Annotated in this window: 14 protein-coding genes; 12 read left to right on the top strand and 2 right to left on the bottom strand. The window is 73.7% G+C overall.

What is annotated here, in order from left to right; genetic code table 11:
* Positions 1-58 precede the first annotated feature (58 nt).
* The 4 genes from EUS26_RS10385 to EUS26_RS10370 all read left to right on the top strand — a co-directional run bounded on the left by EUS26_RS10385 (position 59) and on the right by EUS26_RS10370 (position 5,971).
* Positions 59-1,663 (top strand): M20/M25/M40 family metallo-hydrolase, encoded by a 1,605-nt coding sequence (locus EUS26_RS10385; RefSeq protein ID WP_130013754.1) that lies wholly within the window; start codon positions 59-61, stop codon positions 1,661-1,663.
* 303 nt (positions 1,664-1,966) lie between these two features.
* A complete protein-coding gene (locus EUS26_RS10380) occupies positions 1,967-3,175 on the top strand; it encodes a cysteine desulfurase-like protein (RefSeq protein WP_130013753.1) in 1,209 nt (402 codons plus the stop codon).
* Positions 3,176-3,355: 180 nt separating this feature from the next.
* Positions 3,356-5,158 (top strand): proline--tRNA ligase, encoded by a 1,803-nt coding sequence (locus tag EUS26_RS10375; protein WP_238148911.1) that lies wholly within the window; start codon positions 3,356-3,358, stop codon positions 5,156-5,158.
* A gap of 12 nt (positions 5,159-5,170) precedes the next feature.
* Positions 5,171-5,971 (top strand): TSUP family transporter, encoded by an 801-nt coding sequence (locus EUS26_RS10370; RefSeq protein ID WP_130013790.1) that lies wholly within the window; start codon positions 5,171-5,173, stop codon positions 5,969-5,971.
* 8 nt (positions 5,972-5,979) lie between these two features.
* Here the strand turns inward: EUS26_RS10370 and EUS26_RS10365 are convergent, their stop codons facing one another.
* Both EUS26_RS10365 and EUS26_RS10360 read right to left on the bottom strand, forming a co-directional pair.
* Complete coding sequence (locus EUS26_RS10365) at positions 5,980-7,953, bottom strand: thioredoxin domain-containing protein (RefSeq protein WP_130013752.1); 1,974 nt, start codon at positions 7,951-7,953, stop codon at positions 5,980-5,982.
* A gap of 31 nt (positions 7,954-7,984) precedes the next feature.
* A complete protein-coding gene (locus EUS26_RS10360) occupies positions 7,985-8,962 on the bottom strand; it encodes a DUF4439 domain-containing protein (protein ID WP_165368581.1) in 978 nt (325 codons plus the stop codon).
* Between the two features lie 100 nt (positions 8,963-9,062).
* Here EUS26_RS10360 and EUS26_RS10355 point away from each other — a divergent pair, with 100 nt between their 5' ends.
* From EUS26_RS10355 to rodA, 8 genes are all read left to right on the top strand, one after another.
* Positions 9,063-9,578: a ribosome maturation factor RimP gene (locus tag EUS26_RS10355; RefSeq protein ID WP_130013750.1), complete on the top strand. Its 516-nt coding sequence runs from the start codon at positions 9,063-9,065 to the stop codon at positions 9,576-9,578.
* Positions 9,578-10,609 carry a transcription termination factor NusA gene (nusA, locus tag EUS26_RS10350; protein ID WP_130013749.1) on the top strand — a complete coding sequence of 344 codons (1,032 nt, stop codon included), beginning with the start codon at positions 9,578-9,580 and terminating at the stop codon, positions 10,607-10,609. The genes EUS26_RS10355 and nusA overlap by 1 nt, the downstream gene beginning before the upstream one ends.
* 49 nt (positions 10,610-10,658) lie before the next feature.
* Positions 10,659-10,922 carry a YlxR family protein gene (locus EUS26_RS10345; RefSeq protein WP_238148910.1) on the top strand — a complete coding sequence of 88 codons (264 nt, stop codon included), beginning with the start codon at positions 10,659-10,661 and terminating at the stop codon, positions 10,920-10,922.
* A 200-nt stretch (positions 10,923-11,122) separates the two neighbouring features.
* The gene (infB, locus tag EUS26_RS10340; RefSeq protein ID WP_130013747.1) at positions 11,123-13,954 is read left to right on the top strand and encodes a translation initiation factor IF-2; all 2,832 of its coding nucleotides are present in this window, start codon (positions 11,123-11,125) and stop codon (positions 13,952-13,954) included.
* A 130-nt stretch (positions 13,955-14,084) separates the two neighbouring features.
* Positions 14,085-14,537, top strand: coding sequence for a 30S ribosome-binding factor RbfA (gene rbfA, locus EUS26_RS10335; RefSeq protein ID WP_130013746.1), 453 nt, complete (start codon positions 14,085-14,087; stop codon positions 14,535-14,537).
* Positions 14,534-15,457 (top strand): tRNA pseudouridine(55) synthase TruB, encoded by a 924-nt coding sequence (truB, locus tag EUS26_RS10330; RefSeq protein ID WP_130013745.1) that lies wholly within the window; start codon positions 14,534-14,536, stop codon positions 15,455-15,457. Before rbfA ends, truB begins: the two co-directional genes overlap by 4 nt.
* A gap of 10 nt (positions 15,458-15,467) precedes the next feature.
* Positions 15,468-16,433: a bifunctional riboflavin kinase/FAD synthetase gene (locus EUS26_RS10325; protein ID WP_130013744.1), complete on the top strand. Its 966-nt coding sequence runs from the start codon at positions 15,468-15,470 to the stop codon at positions 16,431-16,433.
* A 6-nt stretch (positions 16,434-16,439) separates the two neighbouring features.
* Complete coding sequence (gene rodA, locus EUS26_RS10320) at positions 16,440-17,576, top strand: rod shape-determining protein RodA (protein WP_130013743.1); 1,137 nt, start codon at positions 16,440-16,442, stop codon at positions 17,574-17,576.
* The last annotated feature ends 16 nt before the right edge of the window (positions 17,577-17,592 follow it).

The raw sequence follows: 17,592 nt of genomic DNA, 5'->3' as shown, positions 1-17,592 counted from the left end.
GGTTGGCCCGCGGGCCCCGTCCCAGCGGGCCCGTCCACCGAGTGACGAAGGAGTCCTCATGAACCACCGCCTGCGCCCCCGGCGCACGCTGGGCGCGGCCGCTGCCGGCGCCCTCGTCGCCTCCGCCCTGGTCGCCGCGCCCTCCGGCGCTGCTCCGGCCAAGAACGGCTGCGACAACCGCACCAACAACACCTACGCCAAGCTGCTGGAGTGCGTCACCGCCGAGGGCGTCACCGAGCACCTCGAGGCGTTCCAGGCCATCGCGGACGCCAACGACGGGAACCGCGCCGACCAGACCCCCGGCTACGAGGCGAGCGTCGACTACGTGGTCGAGACGCTGGAGGCAGCCGGCTGGACGGCGGAGGTGGTGCCGTTCACCTACGACGCCGCCGACGTGGCACTGCGCCAGCTGACGCCCGTGGCGGCGGACTACCCCGCCAACGACGCCACCGGCACCGGGGAGGGCGACGTCACCGGGTCCGTGGTCCCGGTCGACGTCAACCTCGCCGGTGACCGGGCCAACAGCAGCGCGTGCGAGGCGGCCGACTTCGCCGGCCTGGACCTGTCCGGGCCGAACGACGTCGTGCTGACGCAGCGAGGCTCCTGCTCGTTCGCGGTGAAGGCGCTCAACGCGGAGGCTGCCGGGGCCGAGGCCGTGGTGATCTTCAACCAGGGCGACAGCACCGGCCCGGGTGACCGCTTCGGTGCGGTCAACCCGACCCTCGGCGGGGAGGACGTCGTGGGCATCCCGGTCGTCGGCACGTCCTTCGACGCCGGCGAGGCGCTCGCGCAGGAGGGCTCGACCGCGCAGGTCAAGGTCGACTTCTTCGAGGCGACCTCCGCCAACGTCATCGGCGAGCTGGCCGGGAAGACCGACGGCAACGTCGTCATGGCCGGTGCCCACCTGGACTCCGTGCAGGCCGGGCCGGGCATCAACGACAACGGGTCCGGCTCGGCCGGACTGCTCGAGGTCGCCCAGCAGATGAGCAAGTCCAAGCCCCAGAACACCGTGCGGTTCGCGTGGTGGGGGGCCGAGGAGCTCGGCCTCATCGGCTCCACCGAGTGGGTGGAGCAGCGGACCCAGGAGCAGCTGGACGAGATCGCGCTCTACCTCAACTTCGACATGATCGGGTCGCCGAACTACTACTTCGGCGTGTATGACGCGGACGAGTCGAGCTTCGAGGCGCCGGTCGTGGTGCCCGAGGGGTCGGAGGACATCGAGAGGACCTTCGAGTCGTTCTACACGCTGCGCGGCGAGCCGTACGACGACTCCGCCTTCAGCGGTCGTAGCGACTACCAGGCCTTCATCAACAACGGCATCCCCTCCGGCGGTCTGTTCACCGGTGCCGAGGTCGTCAAGACCGAGGAGCAGGAGGCGATCTGGGGCGGCGTGGCCGGGGAGTCCTTCGACCCGTGCTACCACCAGGAGTGCGACACCCTGGACAACGTCGACCAGCACGCGCTGTCGGTGAACGCCGACGCGGTCGCCTTCGCCGTCTTCACCTACGCGGCCTCCACCGAGGCGGTCAACGGGGTGGCGGGCGCGAGGATCCCGGGCCGGTTCACCGTGCCGGAGCCGGCCGGTCCCGAGCACACCTTCGCGGGCCCGCTGGGTGGCGACGACCACGGCCACGACCACGACGTGGTGGGCGAGCACGAGTGACGCGCGGCCCGGGCCAGCCGGCCAGGGCCGAGGCACCCGAGGGTGGGCGGGCCGCGCGCCCGCCCACCCTCGTCGTGCGTGCGTCTCTCTGCTCAGGCGGCGTGCGCGGGGGAGCGGTCGCCGCCTGAGCAGAGAAAGATGGCCGAGGCAGGGGTCGCAGCACCTGCTTGGGCGGCGTTTCTCTGCTCAGGTGGGTGCGCGGCCAGGCACGTCTGCATCAGAAGCCCTTCCGCACACGCGGTGCCCGGACCGTGACCTGGGCCGGACCGGACGCGGTGCGGAGGCGCGCCTAGGGTGGGCGGTATGCCGCTCGACGTCGCCGCCGTCCGTGCCCAGTTCCCCTCCCTGCGCTCCGGGGTGGCCTTCTTCGACGGACCCGGGGGCTCGCAGACGCCCGAGGCGGTGGCCGGTGCCGTGGCCTCCACGCTGACCAGCCCCATCTCGAACCGGGGGGTCGTCACGGCCAGCGAGCGCCGCGCCGACGAGGTCGTCGTCCAGGCTCGGTCCGCGCTGGGCGACCTGCTGGGCGTCGCGCCCGGCGACGTGGTCTTCGGCCGGAGCATGACGGCGCTGACCATGGACCTCGCGCGCACCCTCGCCCGCGAGCAGGCGTGGGGCCCCGGTGACGAGGTCGTGGTGAGCTCGCTGGACCACGACGCCAACATCCGCCCGTGGGTGCTGGCCGCCGAGGCCGTCGGCGCCACCGTCCGGTGGGCGGAGGTCGACCCGGCGACCGGCGAGCTGCCGGTGGGGGCGGTCACCGAGGTGCTCTCCGCGCGCACCCGGCTGGTCGCGGTGACCGGGGCCTCGAACCTGCTCGGCACAAGGCCTGACGTGCGGGGCATCGCCGACGCGGCCCACGAGTCCGGGGCCCTGGTCCACGTGGACGCCGTGCACCTGGCCCCGCACGCCCGGATCGACCGGGAGGCGCTCGGCGCCGACCTGCTCTCCTGCTCGCCCTACAAGTTCTTCGGGCCGCACCTGGGGGTGCTCGTGGCCCGCCGCGGACTGCTGGAGGAGCTGCACCCGGACAAGCTGGTGCCCTCCAGCGACGCCGCGCCCGAGCGCTTCGAGCTGGGCACCCTGCCCTACGAGCTGCTGGCCGGCGCCACCGCCGCCGTCGACGTGATCGCCGGCTGGGGCGAGGGCGCCACGAGGGCGGAGCGTCTCACCAGCGCCTTCACCGCGGTGGAGGAGCACGAGGGCGCCCTGCGGGAGCGCACCGAGGAGGGCCTGCGGGGGATCGAGGGCCTGACCCTGTGGTCGCGGGCCGCCCGCCGGACGCCGACGCTCTTCTTCACCCTGGACGGGGTGCGGCCGACCGAGGTGCACCGGCACCTGGCCGGGCTGGACGTCAACGCGCCCGCCTCCCACTTCTACGCGTGGGAGCTGTCCCACCGGCTGGGCCTGGGGCCGACCGGCGGGGTGCGGGTGGGACTCGCGCCCTACACCAGCACCGAGGACGTGGACCGGCTGCTGGCGGGTGTCGCCGAGGTGGCCGCCCGGCGCTGAGCCGGCTCGCCCGGCGCCGCGACCGTCCACCCGACGCCGCGACCGTCCACCCGGCGCCGCGCCGGCCCGCCACCGGCCCGGCCGGAATCACGTCGGGACGGCCCCCGGCCGACAGGTACCCTCGTACCGCCGGGACCACCGGCACACCCCTGCACACCGACCACCGAGGAGTGCCGTCACGTGACGCGCCCACTGCGCCTGTCGACCCTGTTCCTGCGGACCCTGCGCGAGGACCCGGCCGACGCCGAGCTGCCGGGGCACAAGCTGCTGGTCCGCGCCGGCTACATCCGGCGGGCCGCGCCGGGTGTCTACTCGTGGATGCCGCTCGGGCTGCGGGTGCTGCGGAACGTGGAGCGGGTGGTGCGCGAGGAGATGGACGCCATCGGCGGCCAGGAGCTCTCCTTCCCGGCGCTGCTGCCGCGCGAGCCCTACGAGGCGACCGGGCGGTGGGCCGAGTACGGCCCCAACCTCTTCCGGCTGCAGGACCGCAAGGGCGTCGACATGCTGCTCGGTCCCACCCACGAGGAGATGTTCACCCTGGCCGTCAAGGACATGTTCAGCTCCTACAAGGAGCTGCCGCTGACGCTCTACCAGATCCAGACGAAGTACCGCGACGAGGCACGCCCCCGCGCCGGGCTCCTGCGCGGCCGGGAGTTCGTCATGAAGGACTCCTACTCCTTCGACGTGACCGACGAGGGGCTGGAGCAGGCGTACGCCCGGCACCGCGAGGCGTACGTCCGCATCTTCGACCGGCTCGGCTTCGACTACGTCGTCGTGCACGCCGACTCCGGCGCCATGGGCGGCTCGGCCAGCGAGGAGTTCCTCGCCGTCAGCCCGGTGGGCGAGGACACCTTCGTGCGCTGCGAGGAGTCCGGGTATGCCGCGAACGTCGAGGCGGTCGTGGTGCCCCCGGCGCCGCCGGTCGACGACGCCACGGTGGCGTCGACCCCCGCCGCCCACGTCGAGGACACCCCGGACAGCCCCACCATCGCCACGCTGGTGGCGCAGGGCAACGAGCTGCACCCGCGGGCCGACGGCCGGCCCTGGACCGCGGCCGACACCCTGAAGAACGTCGTCGTCCTGCTCACCCACCCGGACGGCAGCACCGAGCCGCTGGCCATCGGCCTGCCGGGCGACCGCGAGGTCGACGCCAAGCGGCTCGAGGCCCAGGTCGCCCCCGCCACCTGGCGCCCGTTCGAGGAGGCCGACTTCACGGCATACCCGATGCTGGCCAAGGGCTACATCGGGCCGGGCGTGCTCGGTGAGGAGCGGTCGTCGGGCATCCGGTACCTCCTCGACCCCTCCGTCGCCGAGGGGTCGGCCTGGGTGACCGGCGCCGACGAGCACGGCAAGCACGTCTTCGACCTGGTGCTCGGGCGCGACTTCACGGCCGACGGCACCATCCAGGCCGCGGAGATCCGTGCGGGCGACCCCAGCCCGGACGGTGCCGGCCCGCTCACGCTCGCCCGCGGGATCGAGATGGGGCACATCTTCCAGCTCGGCCGCAAGTACGCCGAGGCGCTGGACCTCAAGGTGCTGGACGAGAACGGCAAGCTCGTCACGGTGACCATGGGCTCCTACGGCGTCGGCGTGTCCCGGGCGGTCGCGGCCGTGGCCGAGGCGACGCACGACGACCTCGGTCTGGTGTGGCCCCGCGAGCTGGCGCCGGCCGACGTGCACGTCGTCGCCACCGGCAAGGACCAGGCGGTCTTCGAGCACGCCGAGGGACTCGTGGCCGAGCTCTGCGACCAGGGCCTGGAGGTCGTCTTCGACGACCGGCCCAAGGTCAGCCCGGGCGTGAAGTTCAAGGACGCCGAGCTGCTCGGCGTACCGACGATCGTCGTCGTGGGCAAGGGCCTGGCCGACGGCGTCGTCGAGGTCAAGGACCGCCGCTCCGGTGCGCGACGCGAGGTCCGGGTCGAGGCCACCGTCGCCGAGGTCCTGGCCGAGGTGCGGGGCGCGGCCCCGACCCCGGGCGGCTGAGCCCGCCCGGTGCTGCTGGAGGCGCTCGACCTCGAACCACGCGTCCTGCTCTTCCTCGCCCTGGCCGGCCTCGCGGCCGGCTTCATCGACGCGGTGGTGGGCGGCGGCGGGCTGGTGCAGCTCCCGGCGCTGCTCGTCGCGCTGCCCGGGGCGAGCCCGGTGCAGCTGCTGGCGACCAACAAGCTGGGCTCGATCTGCGGCACCACCACCAGCTCCCTGACCTACCTGCGCCGCATCCGGCCGGACCTGCGGACGGCGCTCCCCCTGGCCGGCGCCGCCTTCTGCGGCAGCGCCGCCGGAGCCGCGCTCGCCTTCCTCATCCCGAAGGCGGCGTTCACCCCGCTCATCCTCGCGGTCCTGGTCGGCGTCGGGGCCTACACCCTGCTGAGGCCGTCGATGGGTCAGATGCAGGCCCTGCGCTTCGGTCACTCACGGCGGCGGCACCTGGCGTGGGCGGTCCTCATCGGCCTGGTCGTCGGTGCCTACGACGGTGCGCTGGGGCCGGGCACGGGCTCGTTCTTCGTCTTCGCCCTCGTCAGCATCCTGGGGTACGGCTTCCTCGAGGCCAGCGCGAAGGCCAAGATCGCCAACCTCGCCACCAACCTCGCCGCCCTGGTCGTGTTCGTGCCGCAGGGGGCGGTGATCTGGTCCGTGGGTCTGCTCATGGGCGCGTGCAACGTCCTCGGCGGTTACCTCGGTGCCCGGGTGGCGGTCTCGCGCGGCAGCGGCTTCGTGCGGATCTTCTTCGTCGTGGTCCTCGTCGCCTTCGTCGTCAAGATCGGCTACGACACCTGGGTGCAGCTCGCCGGCTGACGTCTGCCTCAGGTCGCCGGGGCCGCGGCCTGGGGTGTCCTCGGCAGGTCGCCGGGGTCGGCCGAGGGCAGCCCGCAGACGGTCCCGCGGCAGACCAGCGCCCGACCGGGCGGCACCGTGTCCGGGGCGTCGTCCGGGGCCGTCGCGGCAGCCATGACGAGGGTGCCCGCCGGCGCCCGACGGGCCGCCTGCGCGAGCTCGGGGGCGGGCCGGGGGCCCAGCTGGACCGTGGTCGGCCCGCCGGCCAGCTCCTCCCACGCCACCAGGGACCACCCGGCGAAGCGGGGCGCCTGCTGGGCGGTGCCGGCCACCCGGCGCAGCGCCCCCTCGGCGCGCTCCAGGAGGTCGGGCCGTGAGCCCTGCGCACCCGCTCGCACCAACGCCACCGCGACCGCGGACAGGCCACCGGGCTCGGCGTTGTCGCCGGTGGCGGACGGCGCCAGGAAGAGCTGCTCGGCGTCCCGGCCGGTGGCGGCGATGCCCCCGTCCGCCCGGCCGAACAGGTCGACCGCCTGGTCGAGCAGGTGCTGCGCCTCGTCGAGCCACCGGCTCTCACCGGTCACCCGGTGGAGGGCGAGGAGCCCGTCGGCGAGGGCGCCGTAGTCCTCGGCCACGGCCAGCGACCGACCCACGGTCCCGTCCCGCGAGCTGCGGCGCAGCCGACCGTCGACGGCGTGCACGTCGAGCAGGAAGCGGGCGCACCGAGCGGCCAGGTCGACCCAGTCCTCCTCCTCGAAGACCCAGCCGGCGTGCGCCAGCGCACCGACCAGCAACCCGTTCCAGGCCGTCACGACCTTGTCGTCGCGGCCCGGCTGGGGCCGCAGGCTGCGGGCGACGTCCAGGCGCTGCCGGACCCCGGCGTACCAGGCAGGGTCGGCCGGGTCCGAGCGGAGCTGCAGGGTGGACCGGCCGTGCTCGACGGTGCCGGCGTCGGTGACCCCCAGCAGGTCGGCGGCCGCTCCGCCGTCCTCCGTCCCCAGGGCCGCGACGAGCTCGTCCCGGGTCCAGGTGTAGGTCGCCCCCTCGACGCCCCCGGTGTCCGCGTCCAGCGAGCTCGCGAACGCCTCCTGCTCGGTCCAGAGCTCGCGGACCAGCCACTCGACGGTCTCGTGGACGACGCGCCCGGCCCAGGACCGCGACCTCTCGTCGGTGCGGGCCAGGTCGGTGTAGACGCCCAGCAGCAGGGCGTTGTCGTAGAGCATCTTCTCGAAGTGGGGGACGACCCATGCGCGGTCCACGGCATACCTCGCGAACCCACCGCCCACCTGGTCGTAGGTGCCGGACCGGGCCAGGTGCTCGCAGGTGCTCCGCACCATGGCAAGCGCGCGTGGGTCACCGGTGCGGCCGTGGTGGCGCAGCAGGAAGGCCAGGACCATCGAGGGCGGGAACTTCGGTGCGCCGCCGAAACCGCCCCACTGCGGGTCGTGCTCGGAGGCGAGCGTGGCGACCGCCGCGGCAAGGTCGACCACCTCGTCGTCGGTCGCGGCGTCGGCTCGTGCGTAGGCCTCCCGCAGCCGTGCGGCCAGCTGCCCGGCACCGTGCTCCAGACGGTCCCGTTCCTGGGTCCACTGCTGCGCGGCGGCCCGGAGCAGCCGGAGGAAGCCGTCCCTGGGCAGGTAGGTGCCGGCCCAGAACGGGTCGCCGTCCGGCGTGAGCAGGCAGGTCATCGGCCACCCGCCGTGGCCGGTGAGCGCCGTGGTGGCACTCATGTAGGCGGCGTCGACGTCGGGGCGTTCCTCCCGGTCCACCTTGACCGCGACATACCCCGCGCGCAGCACCCCTGCCACCTCCTCGTCCTCGAAGGACTCGTGCGCCATGACGTGGCACCAGTGGCAGGCCGCGTAGCCCACCGAGAGCAGGACCGGGACCCCGCGGCGCCGGGCCTCGGCGAAGGCCTCGTCGCCCCACTCCCACCAGTCGACCGGGTTGTCCGCGTGCTGGAGGAGGTAGGGCGAGGTGCTGCTGGCCAGACGGTTCGACATGTCCCCAGTCTGCCCTCCGGAGGCCGAGGCCTCAGGGCAGGCTCATCCCGGGGAACGCGCTGTCGGTCACCCCCAGCCGGTCGGCCCAGAGGCGGGCCTGCACCGCGAGCCGCAGGTAGGAGCCCACCTGCTCGATGTCGGCCCCGGCGCGGTCCGCGACCGCCAGCACCGCGGGGGCGACGTCCTGGACCACCGCCCTGGCCAGGTCGAGCCGCTCGTCCCCGTCGGAGAGCGGCTCGGGGAGGTCGTAGCCGAGCGGCGGCACCGGAGCGGCGTCGCCGGCCAGGGTGGTGAGGGAGCGGGTGACCGAGCGCAGCGGGGACAGCACGTCCTCGTAGCGCTCGCGCTCCGCGCCCCCGGAGCGGGCCGCGACGACTTCCAGCGCGAAGACCGCCGGGCGGGTGCTCGCGAGGACGGGCACCGCCGCGGTGCCGACCGGCCCGACGAGCGGCGGCCAGTCCGTGGCGGCCCCCAGCCGCCCGGCGCCGGCGAGGTGCTGGGCGGCCAGCGACAGGAGCATCGGACGGTGCGACGACGTGGCGGCGGCGATGCCCTCCACCATGGCGGACAGGTCGGCCCGCACCGCGCGCCCGACCTCCAGCAGCTCGACCGGCCCGGCGGAGGTGGCGGCGGCGTCCCCGCCCGTCGTGCTCGACGCTCCCGCATCACCCGGGGCGGCCACGCCGGCGTCGGCACCGAGGGAGGCGAGAACGAGGTCCAGGCGCTCCACCTGGGTCTGCCAGACCTCCTCCAGGTCCCGCGCCAGGCGACGGCGGGACCCGCTCGGACGGGCGCGGGCCAGGGCCTCGCGGTATGCCGTCACCCGGGCCCGCGCGTCCTGCAGCAGCGGGATGTCGGGTGCGGCGCGAGCGTCCTCGGGGTCCGGTGAAGGGTCCGGCGACCACGGTGTGCGCAGCCGTTCGCCGCTGCACCCCGCCAGCAGACCGGCGGTCGCCACCCCTGCTCCCAGGCGCAGGAGGGTGCGGCGCGAGGGGTCGACGGGGGGCATGGGGTCATCATCCCAGACGGTAGGCTGGCCCCCCGAGCACCACGGCCACGGGCACGTCCGCGCGCCCCGCCGGCCGACATCAGAAGACGAGGAGCACCGCATGGACGCCCGCGCCGCCGCCGCGACGATCACGCAGCACACCTCCGAGGCGTTGGAGCGCGCGGGGCTGGACGCCGTGGTCGACGACGTCACGGTGCAGGAGGCAGGCCGCCGGCGGCTGGTCCGGGTGCTGCTCGCCCGGGACGTCTCGACCATCCCGTCCGAGGACACCACCTCGCCCGTCGAGCCGCTGAGCCTGGACGAGGTGTCCGAGGCCACCACCGTGGTGTCGTCGGCCCTCGACGGGTGCGCGGTGATGGGGGAGCGTGCCTACACCCTGGAGGTCAGCTCGGCGGGGATCGACCGGCCCCTCACCGCACCGGACCACTTCCGCCGCAACGTCGGCCGGCTGCTCACGGTGGTCCGGACCGACGGGACCACCCACACCTCCCGACTCACCGCCGCCGGGCCCGACCAGATCCGCCTCGAGGAGCTGGACCACCCGGTCCCGCTGTCCGAGGTGACCCGGGCCCAGGTGCAGATCGAGTTCACCCGCCCCGACGGAAAGGACGCCTGATGGACATCGACATGGCCGCCCTGCGCATGCTCGAGCGCGAGCGCGAGATCCCCATGGACGTCATCGCTGAGGCGATCGAGCAGGCCCTGCTCTCCGCGTACCAGCGCCTCGACGGCCACGCCCGGCACGCCCGGGTCGAGCTCGACCGGTCCAGCGGTCACGTCACGGTGTGGGCCCGGGAGGACGCCCCCGTCATGGAGGACGGCACGCGCGGTGAGCCCGGGCCGGAGTACGACGACACCCCCGAGGGCTTCGGGCGGGTGGCCGCGTCCACCGCCCGACAGGTCATCACGCAACGCATGCGGGACCTCGAGGACGACGCCATCCTCGGGGACTTCCGCGGGCGGGAGGGCGACATCGTGTCGGGGATCATCCAGCAGTCCAGCGACCCGCGCCGCGTCCTCGTCGACTTCGGGACGATCGAGGGTGAGCTACCCGTCTCCGAGCAGGTGCCGGGGGAGCGCTACGAGCACGGCCAGCGTCTGCGCTGCTACGTCGTCAGCGCCAAACGGGGTATGCGCGGCCCCCAGGTCATGCTGTCCCGCACCCATCCCAACCTGGTCCGTCGGCTGTTCGCCCTCGAGGTGCCCGAGATCGCCGACGGGACCGTGCAGATCCAGGCCATCGCCCGGGAGGCGGGGCACCGCACCAAGATCGCGGTCCACTCCCCGGTGCCCGGGGTCAACGCGAAGGGAGCCTGCATCGGCCCCATGGGCCAGCGGGTGCGCGCGGTCATGGCCGAGCTGCAGGGGGAGAAGATCGACATCGTCGACTACGACGAGGACCCGGCCGCCTTCGTCGCGGCCGCCCTGTCGCCGGCCCGGGTGGCCTCCGCACGGGTGGTCGACCCCCGGACCAAGCAGGTCCGGGTCGTCGTGCCCGACTACCAGCTCTCCCTCGCCATCGGTCGCGAGGGCCAGAACGCTCGCCTCGCCAACCGGCTGACCGGGTGGAAGATCGACATCCGGGCCGACACCGAGGAGCAGGTCGACGACGGGGCGGCCGCCTCCTCGCCCGACGCCAGCGTGTAGAGTGAAGGGTCGGACCGGAGTCGACTCCCCGGTGCGGGCAGGATCACCTGTGCGCACCTGCGTGGGGTGCCGACGACGGGACGAGCAGGCCGCGCTGCTGCGGCTGGTGGCTCGCCTGGGCGACGACGGATCGTGGACGGTCGTGCCCGACGAGCGCAGACGTCTCCCGGGACGCGGTGCCTACGTGCACCGACGCCCCGGGTGTGTCGAGTCGGCCGTGGCTCGCCGCGCCGTCGTCCGTGCCCTGCGCCTCCCGGCGTCGGCCGCGGTCGACCTCGCGGACGTGCTGCCACCGACGACGCAGCAGCGCTAGAGCACGACCTCGCCGGACCGACCGGTCCGGCGAGAAGCAGCAAGGGCGGGCCCCACGGGGCCGGTCATCGAGGACACCGGAAGCGGGTTTGACGCTGATGAGCACCCGATGAGTACTCAGCGATGAGCACCCACCAGCAGTAGTCGCGACCTCCCGAGCGGGTTCGGTCGTGGCGCCAGACACCAAGGAGACACCACACCGTGCCAAAGCTCAGGGTTTACGAGCTCGCCAAGGAGCTCGGGGTCGAGAGCAAGGAGCTGCTCGCCCACCTGAAGGACCAGGGAGAGTTCGTGAGGTCGGCGTCGTCGACCATCGAGCCCCCCGTCGTACGCAAGATCCGCGAGAACCCCCCGGCCGGTTCCGGGCCGAAGGGGTCCGAACCGGCCCAGGCCCCCGCCGCCAAGGCCGCCCAGAATTCTGCTCCCAAGCCTGGCCCGGCCCGGCCCGCGACGCCGACCCCGGCGCCGGCGGCCCCCGAGAAGTCCGAGACCCCGGCCCCGGCTGCCCCCGAGGCGTCGCCGAGGCCGCGTCCGGCCGAGCCGGCGCCGCAGCAGCCGGCCGCACCGGAGCCGACCCGGGAGACGCCGGCGGCCCAGGAGCCGACCCAGGAGAAGCCGGCGCCCCAGGCGCCGACCCCGCAGGCCCCGACACCTCAGGCCCCGGCGGCCAAGGCCACGCCGAAGACCCCGCGTCCCGGCGCCAAGCCTGGCCCCCGACCGGGCAACAACCCGTTCAGCTCCAACCAGGGGATGGGCCAGTCCCGTGACCGCCGCGGCGGTCAGGGCGAGCGCGGCGGGTCCCCGCGACCGGGCAACAACCCGTTCGCGAACAGCCAGGGCATGCCCCGGCCCGGCGGCACCCGCGGCGCGGAGCGCCCGGCCGCACGTCAGGGCACCGGCGCCGCCGGACCCCGTCCCGGCGGACCCCGGCCGAACCCGGGCATGATGCCCGCCCAGGCGGCCGTGCCCCGTCCCGGGGAACGTCCCGCCCGCGGCGGCGGCCGTGGCCGCCCCGGCGGCGGTGGGCCCGGCGGGCCTGGTGGTCCCGGTGGGTTCCGCGGCCCCGCTGGAGGACGCGGAGGCGGCCCCCGTGGCCGTGGCGGCACGGCAGGTGCCTTCGGACGAGGCGGCGGGAAGGTCCGTGGCCGCAAGTCGAAGCGGGCCAAGCGCCAGGAGTTCGAGCAGATGCAGGCGCCTGCCATCGGCGGCGTCAACGTGCCTCGCGGCAACGGCGCGACCATCACGGTGCGCCGCGGTGCCTCGCTGACCGACTTCGCCGACAAGATCAACGTCGACCCGGCGTCGCTGGTGACCGTGCTCTTCCACCTGGGCGAGATGGCCACCGCCACCCAGTCCCTGGACGAGGACACCTTCGGCGTGCTCGGCGACGAGCTGGACTACACCATCCGCGTCGTCTCCCCGGAGGAGGAGGAGCGCGAGCTGCTCAGCTCCTTCAACATCGACCTCGAGGCCGAGGCGGACGCCGAGTCCGACGAGGACCTCGAGGCCCGTCCTCCGGTCGTCACGGTCATGGGTCACGTCGACCACGGCAAGACCCGCCTGCTGGACGCCATCCGGCAGGCCGACGTGGGCGGCGACGAGGCGGGTGGCATCACCCAGCACATCGGCGCCTACCAGGTCCACACCGAGCACGACGGCCAGGAGCGGGCGATCACCTTCATCGACACCCCGGGTCACGAGGCGTTCACCGCCATGCGTGCCCGTGGTGCCAAGGTGACCGACATCGCGATCCTGGTCGTCGCCGCTGACGACGGCGTGATGCCGCAGACCATCGAGGCGTTGAACCACGCCCAGGCGGCGGATGTGCCGATCGTCGTGGCGGTCAACAAGATCGACGTCGACGGCGCCGACGCGGCCAAGGTGCGCGGTCAGCTGACCGAGTACAACCTCATCGCCGAGGAGTACGGCGGCGAGACGATGTTCGTCGACGTGTCGGCCAAGAACCAGCTCAACATCGACGAGCTGCTCGACGCCGTGCTGCTCACCGCCGACGCGGCGCTCGACCTGCGGGCCAACCCCGACAAGGACGCGCGCGGTGTCGCCATCGAGGCCAACCTCGACAAGGGACGCGGTGCGGTCGCGACGGTGCTGGTCCAGCAGGGCACCCTGCGGGTCGGGGACGCCATCGTGTCCGGTGGCAGCCACGGACGCGTGCGGGCCATGCTCGACGAGCACGGCAACAACGTCGAGGAGGCCACCCCCTCGCGTCCGGTGCAGGTGCTCGGGATGGACACGGTCGCCCGCGCGGGCACCACCTTCGTGGTGGCCCCGGACGACCGGACCGCCCGGCAGATCGCCGAGAAGCGGGAGGCTGCCGACCGGCAGGCCGCGCTGGCCAAGTCCCGCAAGCGGATCAGCCTGGAGGACCTCAACCAGGCCCTGGCGCAGGGCAAGGTCGAGACCCTCAACCTCATCCTCAAGGGTGACGTGTCCGGCTCCGTGGAGGCGTTGGAGGACGCGCTGCTGCAGATCGACGTCGGCGACGAGGTCGACCTGCGGATCATCGACCGTGGTGTCGGCGCGATCACGATGAACAACATCAACCTCGCGGTGGCCTCGGACGCGGTGATCCTCGGCTTCAACGTCCGGGCGGAGGGTCAGAACGCCGACTACGCCGACAAGGAAGGCGTGGAGATCCGCTACTACTCGGTGATCTACCAGGCCATCGAGGACATCGAGAACGCCCTCAAGGGCATGCTCAAGCCCGAGTACGAGGAGGTCGTCACCGGGACGGCGGAGGTCCGCGAGATCTTCCGCAGCTCCAAGTTCGGCAACGTCGCGGGCTGCCTGGTCCGCAGCGGCGAGATGCGCCGCGGCGCCAAGGCGAGGATCACCCGCAACGGGGTCGTCATCACCGAGAACCTGCAGATCGCCGGTCTGCGGCGGTTCAAGGACGACGTCACCGAGGTCCGCGAGGGCTTCGAGTGCGGTGTCAACCTGGGGTCGTTCAACGACCTCCAGGCGGACGACCTCATCACCACCTACGAGATGCGCGAGATCCCGCGCACCTGAGGTGTCACCGTTCGCCGTCGAGGCCGGTCCGCGTCCCCGGACGCCGGACCGGCCTCGTCGGTCGCCACGACCGGCTCCGTACGATGGGCCGGCCCCCTGACCGGGGTGCACGACAGCCGAGGAGGACGACATGGCCGACCAGGCACGCGCACGGCGCATCGCCGAGCGGACCAAGCAGCTGGTGACGCAGGGGCTCTCGCAGGTGGTCAAGGACGAGAGGGTCGGTTTCGTCACCATCACCGACGTCCGGGTCACCGGGGACCTCCAGCACGCGAGCGTGTTCTACACGGTGCTCGGCAGCGACGAGGACCGGGAGGTCGCGGCCGAGATCCTGCAGACGTACCGCGGCCGGCTGCGCAGCTTCGTCGGCAAGGGGCTGGGCATCCGGCTCACGCCGACCCTCGAGTTCATCCTGGACGCGCTGCCGGAGGACGCCCAGCACATGGACGAGCTGTTGCGGCAGGTCGCTCAGCGCGACGCCGAGCTCGCCGCGGAGCGTCGTGAGTCCGGGTACGCCGGGGAGGCCGACCCCTACCGCAAGCCCCGCAGCGAGGAGGACGAGCAGGGGGCCTCCGGCGCATGAGCGGCCCGGGGCGGGCGCCCTTCGTCGGCGACGGCCTGCTCGTCGTCGACAAGCCCGCCGGGTGGACCAGCCATGACGTGGTGGCTCGCGCGCGCCGGCTGTGCGGGACGCGGAAGGTGGGGCACGCCGGCACCCTCGACCCGATGGCGACCGGTGTGCTCGTCCTGGGCGTGGGGCGCGGCACCAAGCTGCTCACCTTCCTCGTCGGGGACGACAAGGCCTACACCGCCACGGTGCGCCTCGGGCAGGCCACCGTCACCGACGACGCGGAGGGCGAGGTGAGCGCCACGACCGACGCCTCGGGGCTGACCGAGGACCAGGTCGTGACCGCGGTCCGGGACCTCACGGGGGACATCGAGCAGGTGCCGAGCGCCGTGAGCGCGGTCAAGGTCGACGGGGTGCGGTCGTATGCGCGGGTCCGCTCCGGACAGGACGTGCAGCTCGCCGCGAGACCGGTGAGGGTCGCCCGCTTCGACGTGCTCGACATCCGTCGTGAGGACCTCGTCGTCGACCTCGACGTCGAGGTCGAGGTCTCCTCCGGGACCTACGTCCGGGCACTGGCGCGTGACCTCGGCGACGCCCTCGGGGTCGGGGGCCACCTCACCGCCCTGCGGCGCACCCGGGTGGGTGGGCTGCGTGCCGGGTCGGCCCGCTCGCTGGAGGCGCTGTCGGCCGACGGGGCGGTGGCGCAGGCGCTGCTGCCGCTCGCCGACGCCGCCCGCGCGACCCTCTCCTGCCGGGAGCTCGACGACGCGCAGACGCGAGCCCTCGGCTACGGGCAGCGCATCCCCTCCGAGCAGCCCGGTCGCACCGACCCGGTGGCCGCGTTCGCGCCGGACGGGCGCCTGGTGGCGGTGCTCGACGAGTCGCGGGAGCAGGCGCGGGCGCACGTGGTCCTGGCCCCTGCCGGCGGCGGTTAGAGTGACGCCCGTGCATCGTTGGACCAGCGTGGAGGACCTTCCCGACGACCTCGGCCCGACGGTGGCGACCCTCGGCAACTTCGACGGCGTGCATCTCGGGCACCGGGCGGTGCTGCGCACCGTCACCGACCTGGCCCACGAGCGAGGCCTCCCGGCGGTGGCCGTCACCTTCGACCCGCACCCGGTGGCGGTCCTGCACCCCGAGCGCGCGCCGCAGGAGATCGTCGGGCTCGAGCACCGGCTGGAGCTGCTGGAGCAGGCCGGCCTCGACGGGGTCGTCGTCATCGAGTTCACCAAGGAGTACGCGCGGCTGCTCCCGGAGGACTTCGTGGTCGAGACCTTCGTCGACGGGCTGCACGCCGAGGTCGTGGTGGTGGGTCAGGACACCCGCTTCGGGCTGCACAACTCGGGTGACGTCGGCACCATGAGGCAGCTCGGGGAGGTGCACGGCTTCGACGTCGTCGTCCAGCACACCGAGGGTGCCCTGGCCGACGGCCAGCGCACCTGGTCCTCGACGGCGCTGCGCCAGGCGATCGCCCACGGCGACATGGCCCGCGCCGCGCAGATCCTGGATCGTCTCCACCGGGTGACGGGGACCGTGGTGCACGGGCACCACCGGGGCCGCCAGCTGGGCTACCCGACGGCCAACCTCGGCCCGGACCGGGTGGGCATGGTCCCCGCCGACGGCGTCTACGCCGGGTGGCTGGAGCGTCCCGGGCGGGACGCGGGAGACCCCGACCAGCGGCTCCCGGCCGCGATCTCGGTCGGCACCAACCCCACCTTCGACGACGTCGACGACCGCACGGTGGAGGCCTACGTCCTCGACCGGACCGACCTCGACCTCTACGGCGAGCTCGTGAGCGTCGACTTCCTCGAGCGGCTGCGCGGCAACGTCCGCTTCGCCTCGGTCGAGGAGCTGACCGAGCAGATGGCGCACGACGTCGACCGGAGCCGCACCCTGCTCGTCGGGGACTGATCTCCCGTGCGCGAGCGGTACCTGCGCACGGACTGGGCTCCCTTCGTCGCCGGCCTCGGGCTCAGCCTGGTGGGGGCGATCCTCGTCTGGTCGGCCACCCACGACTGGGCCGGGCCGGCGCTCGCGGTGCGCCACCTCGTCAACACCGCGGTCGGGGTGGTGCTGGGTCTGGCCGTCGCGGGGATGGACGTGCGGTGGCTGCGCGCCGCCGCCCCGTGGGTGTACCTCGCCGGGCTGTCGGGTCTGGTGCTGGTGCTCACACCGTTGGGGCAGACCGTCAACGGGTCGCGGTCCTGGCTGTTCCTGCCGGGCGGCTTCTCGCTGCAGCCCGCGGAGCTGGCCAAGATCGGCCTGGTGGTGGGCCTGGCCATGATCCTGGCCGAGGGGCGCGACCCGTACCGCCGCCCCGGCTGGCGGGAGGTCCTTCCGGCGTGGGCGCTGGCCGGGGTCCCGATCGGGCTCATCATGCTGCAGCCCGACCTCGGCAGCGCGCTGGTGCTGGGCGTGCTCACCCTCGTGGTCGTCGCGACCTCCGGGGCCTCCTGGCGGTGGACCGCGGCTGCCGCGGGGGCGGTGTGCGTCGCGGTCGTCGCGGCGATCCGCGTGCCGCTGCTGGACCCCTACCAGGTGGACCGTCTGCTGGCCTTCCGTGACCCGGGTCTGGACCCGGAGGGGATCGGCTACCAGACCCGGCAGGCGCGCCTGGCGATCGGCTCCGGAGGGTGGTCCGGGACCGGCCTCGGCGAGGGGCCGCAGACGCAGGGGGGTTTCGTCCCCTTCCAGTACACCGACTTCATCTTCACGGTGGCCGGGGAGGAGCTGGGGTTCGTCGGGGCGGTCGGGCTCCTCCTGCTGCTGGGCTTCCTGGTCGTGCGCGGCCTGGTGGTGGCCCTGCGCTGCGAGGACCCGTTCGCGCGGCTGCTGGCCGTCGGGGTGTCGTCCTGGTTCGGGTTCCAGGTCTTCGAAAACGTCGGGATGAACCTGGGCCTCATGCCGGTCACCGGGCTGCCCCTGCCGTTCCTGTCCTACGGCGGGTCCTCGATGCTGGCCTGCTGGCTGGCCCTGGGCCTGCTGGCCTGCGCGAGCGGCCGGGACGGCGCGGCGCGTTCCCCTTGGCCGGTCCGGTCGGACCTGTCAAGATGAGCACCCACAGAATCTT

Source organism: Serinicoccus sediminis (genome assembly GCF_004153545.1).
In the GTDB taxonomy this organism is placed as follows: Bacteria; Actinomycetota; Actinomycetes; order Actinomycetales; family Dermatophilaceae; genus Ornithinicoccus; species Ornithinicoccus sediminis_A.
This window is presented reverse-complemented; position numbering and strand designations above follow the sequence as displayed.

Coding starts and splice junctions, on each gene's coding strand:
- EUS26_RS10385 (WP_130013754.1), top strand. CDS start 59: ATGAACCACCGCCTGCGCCCCCGGCGCACGCTGGGCGCGGCCGCTGCC.
- EUS26_RS10380 (WP_130013753.1), top strand. CDS start 1,967: ATGCCGCTCGACGTCGCCGCCGTCCGTGCCCAGTTCCCCTCCCTGCGC.
- nusA (WP_130013749.1), top strand. CDS start 9,578: ATGGACATCGACATGGCCGCCCTGCGCATGCTCGAGCGCGAGCGCGAG.
- rbfA (WP_130013746.1), top strand. CDS start 14,085: ATGGCCGACCAGGCACGCGCACGGCGCATCGCCGAGCGGACCAAGCAG.
- EUS26_RS10355 (WP_130013750.1), top strand. CDS start 9,063: ATGGACGCCCGCGCCGCCGCCGCGACGATCACGCAGCACACCTCCGAG.
- EUS26_RS10360 (WP_165368581.1), bottom strand. CDS start 8,962: ATGCCCCCCGTCGACCCCTCGCGCCGCACCCTCCTGCGCCTGGGAGCA.
- truB (WP_130013745.1), top strand. CDS start 14,534: ATGAGCGGCCCGGGGCGGGCGCCCTTCGTCGGCGACGGCCTGCTCGTC.
- EUS26_RS10365 (WP_130013752.1), bottom strand. CDS start 7,953: ATGTCGAACCGTCTGGCCAGCAGCACCTCGCCCTACCTCCTCCAGCAC.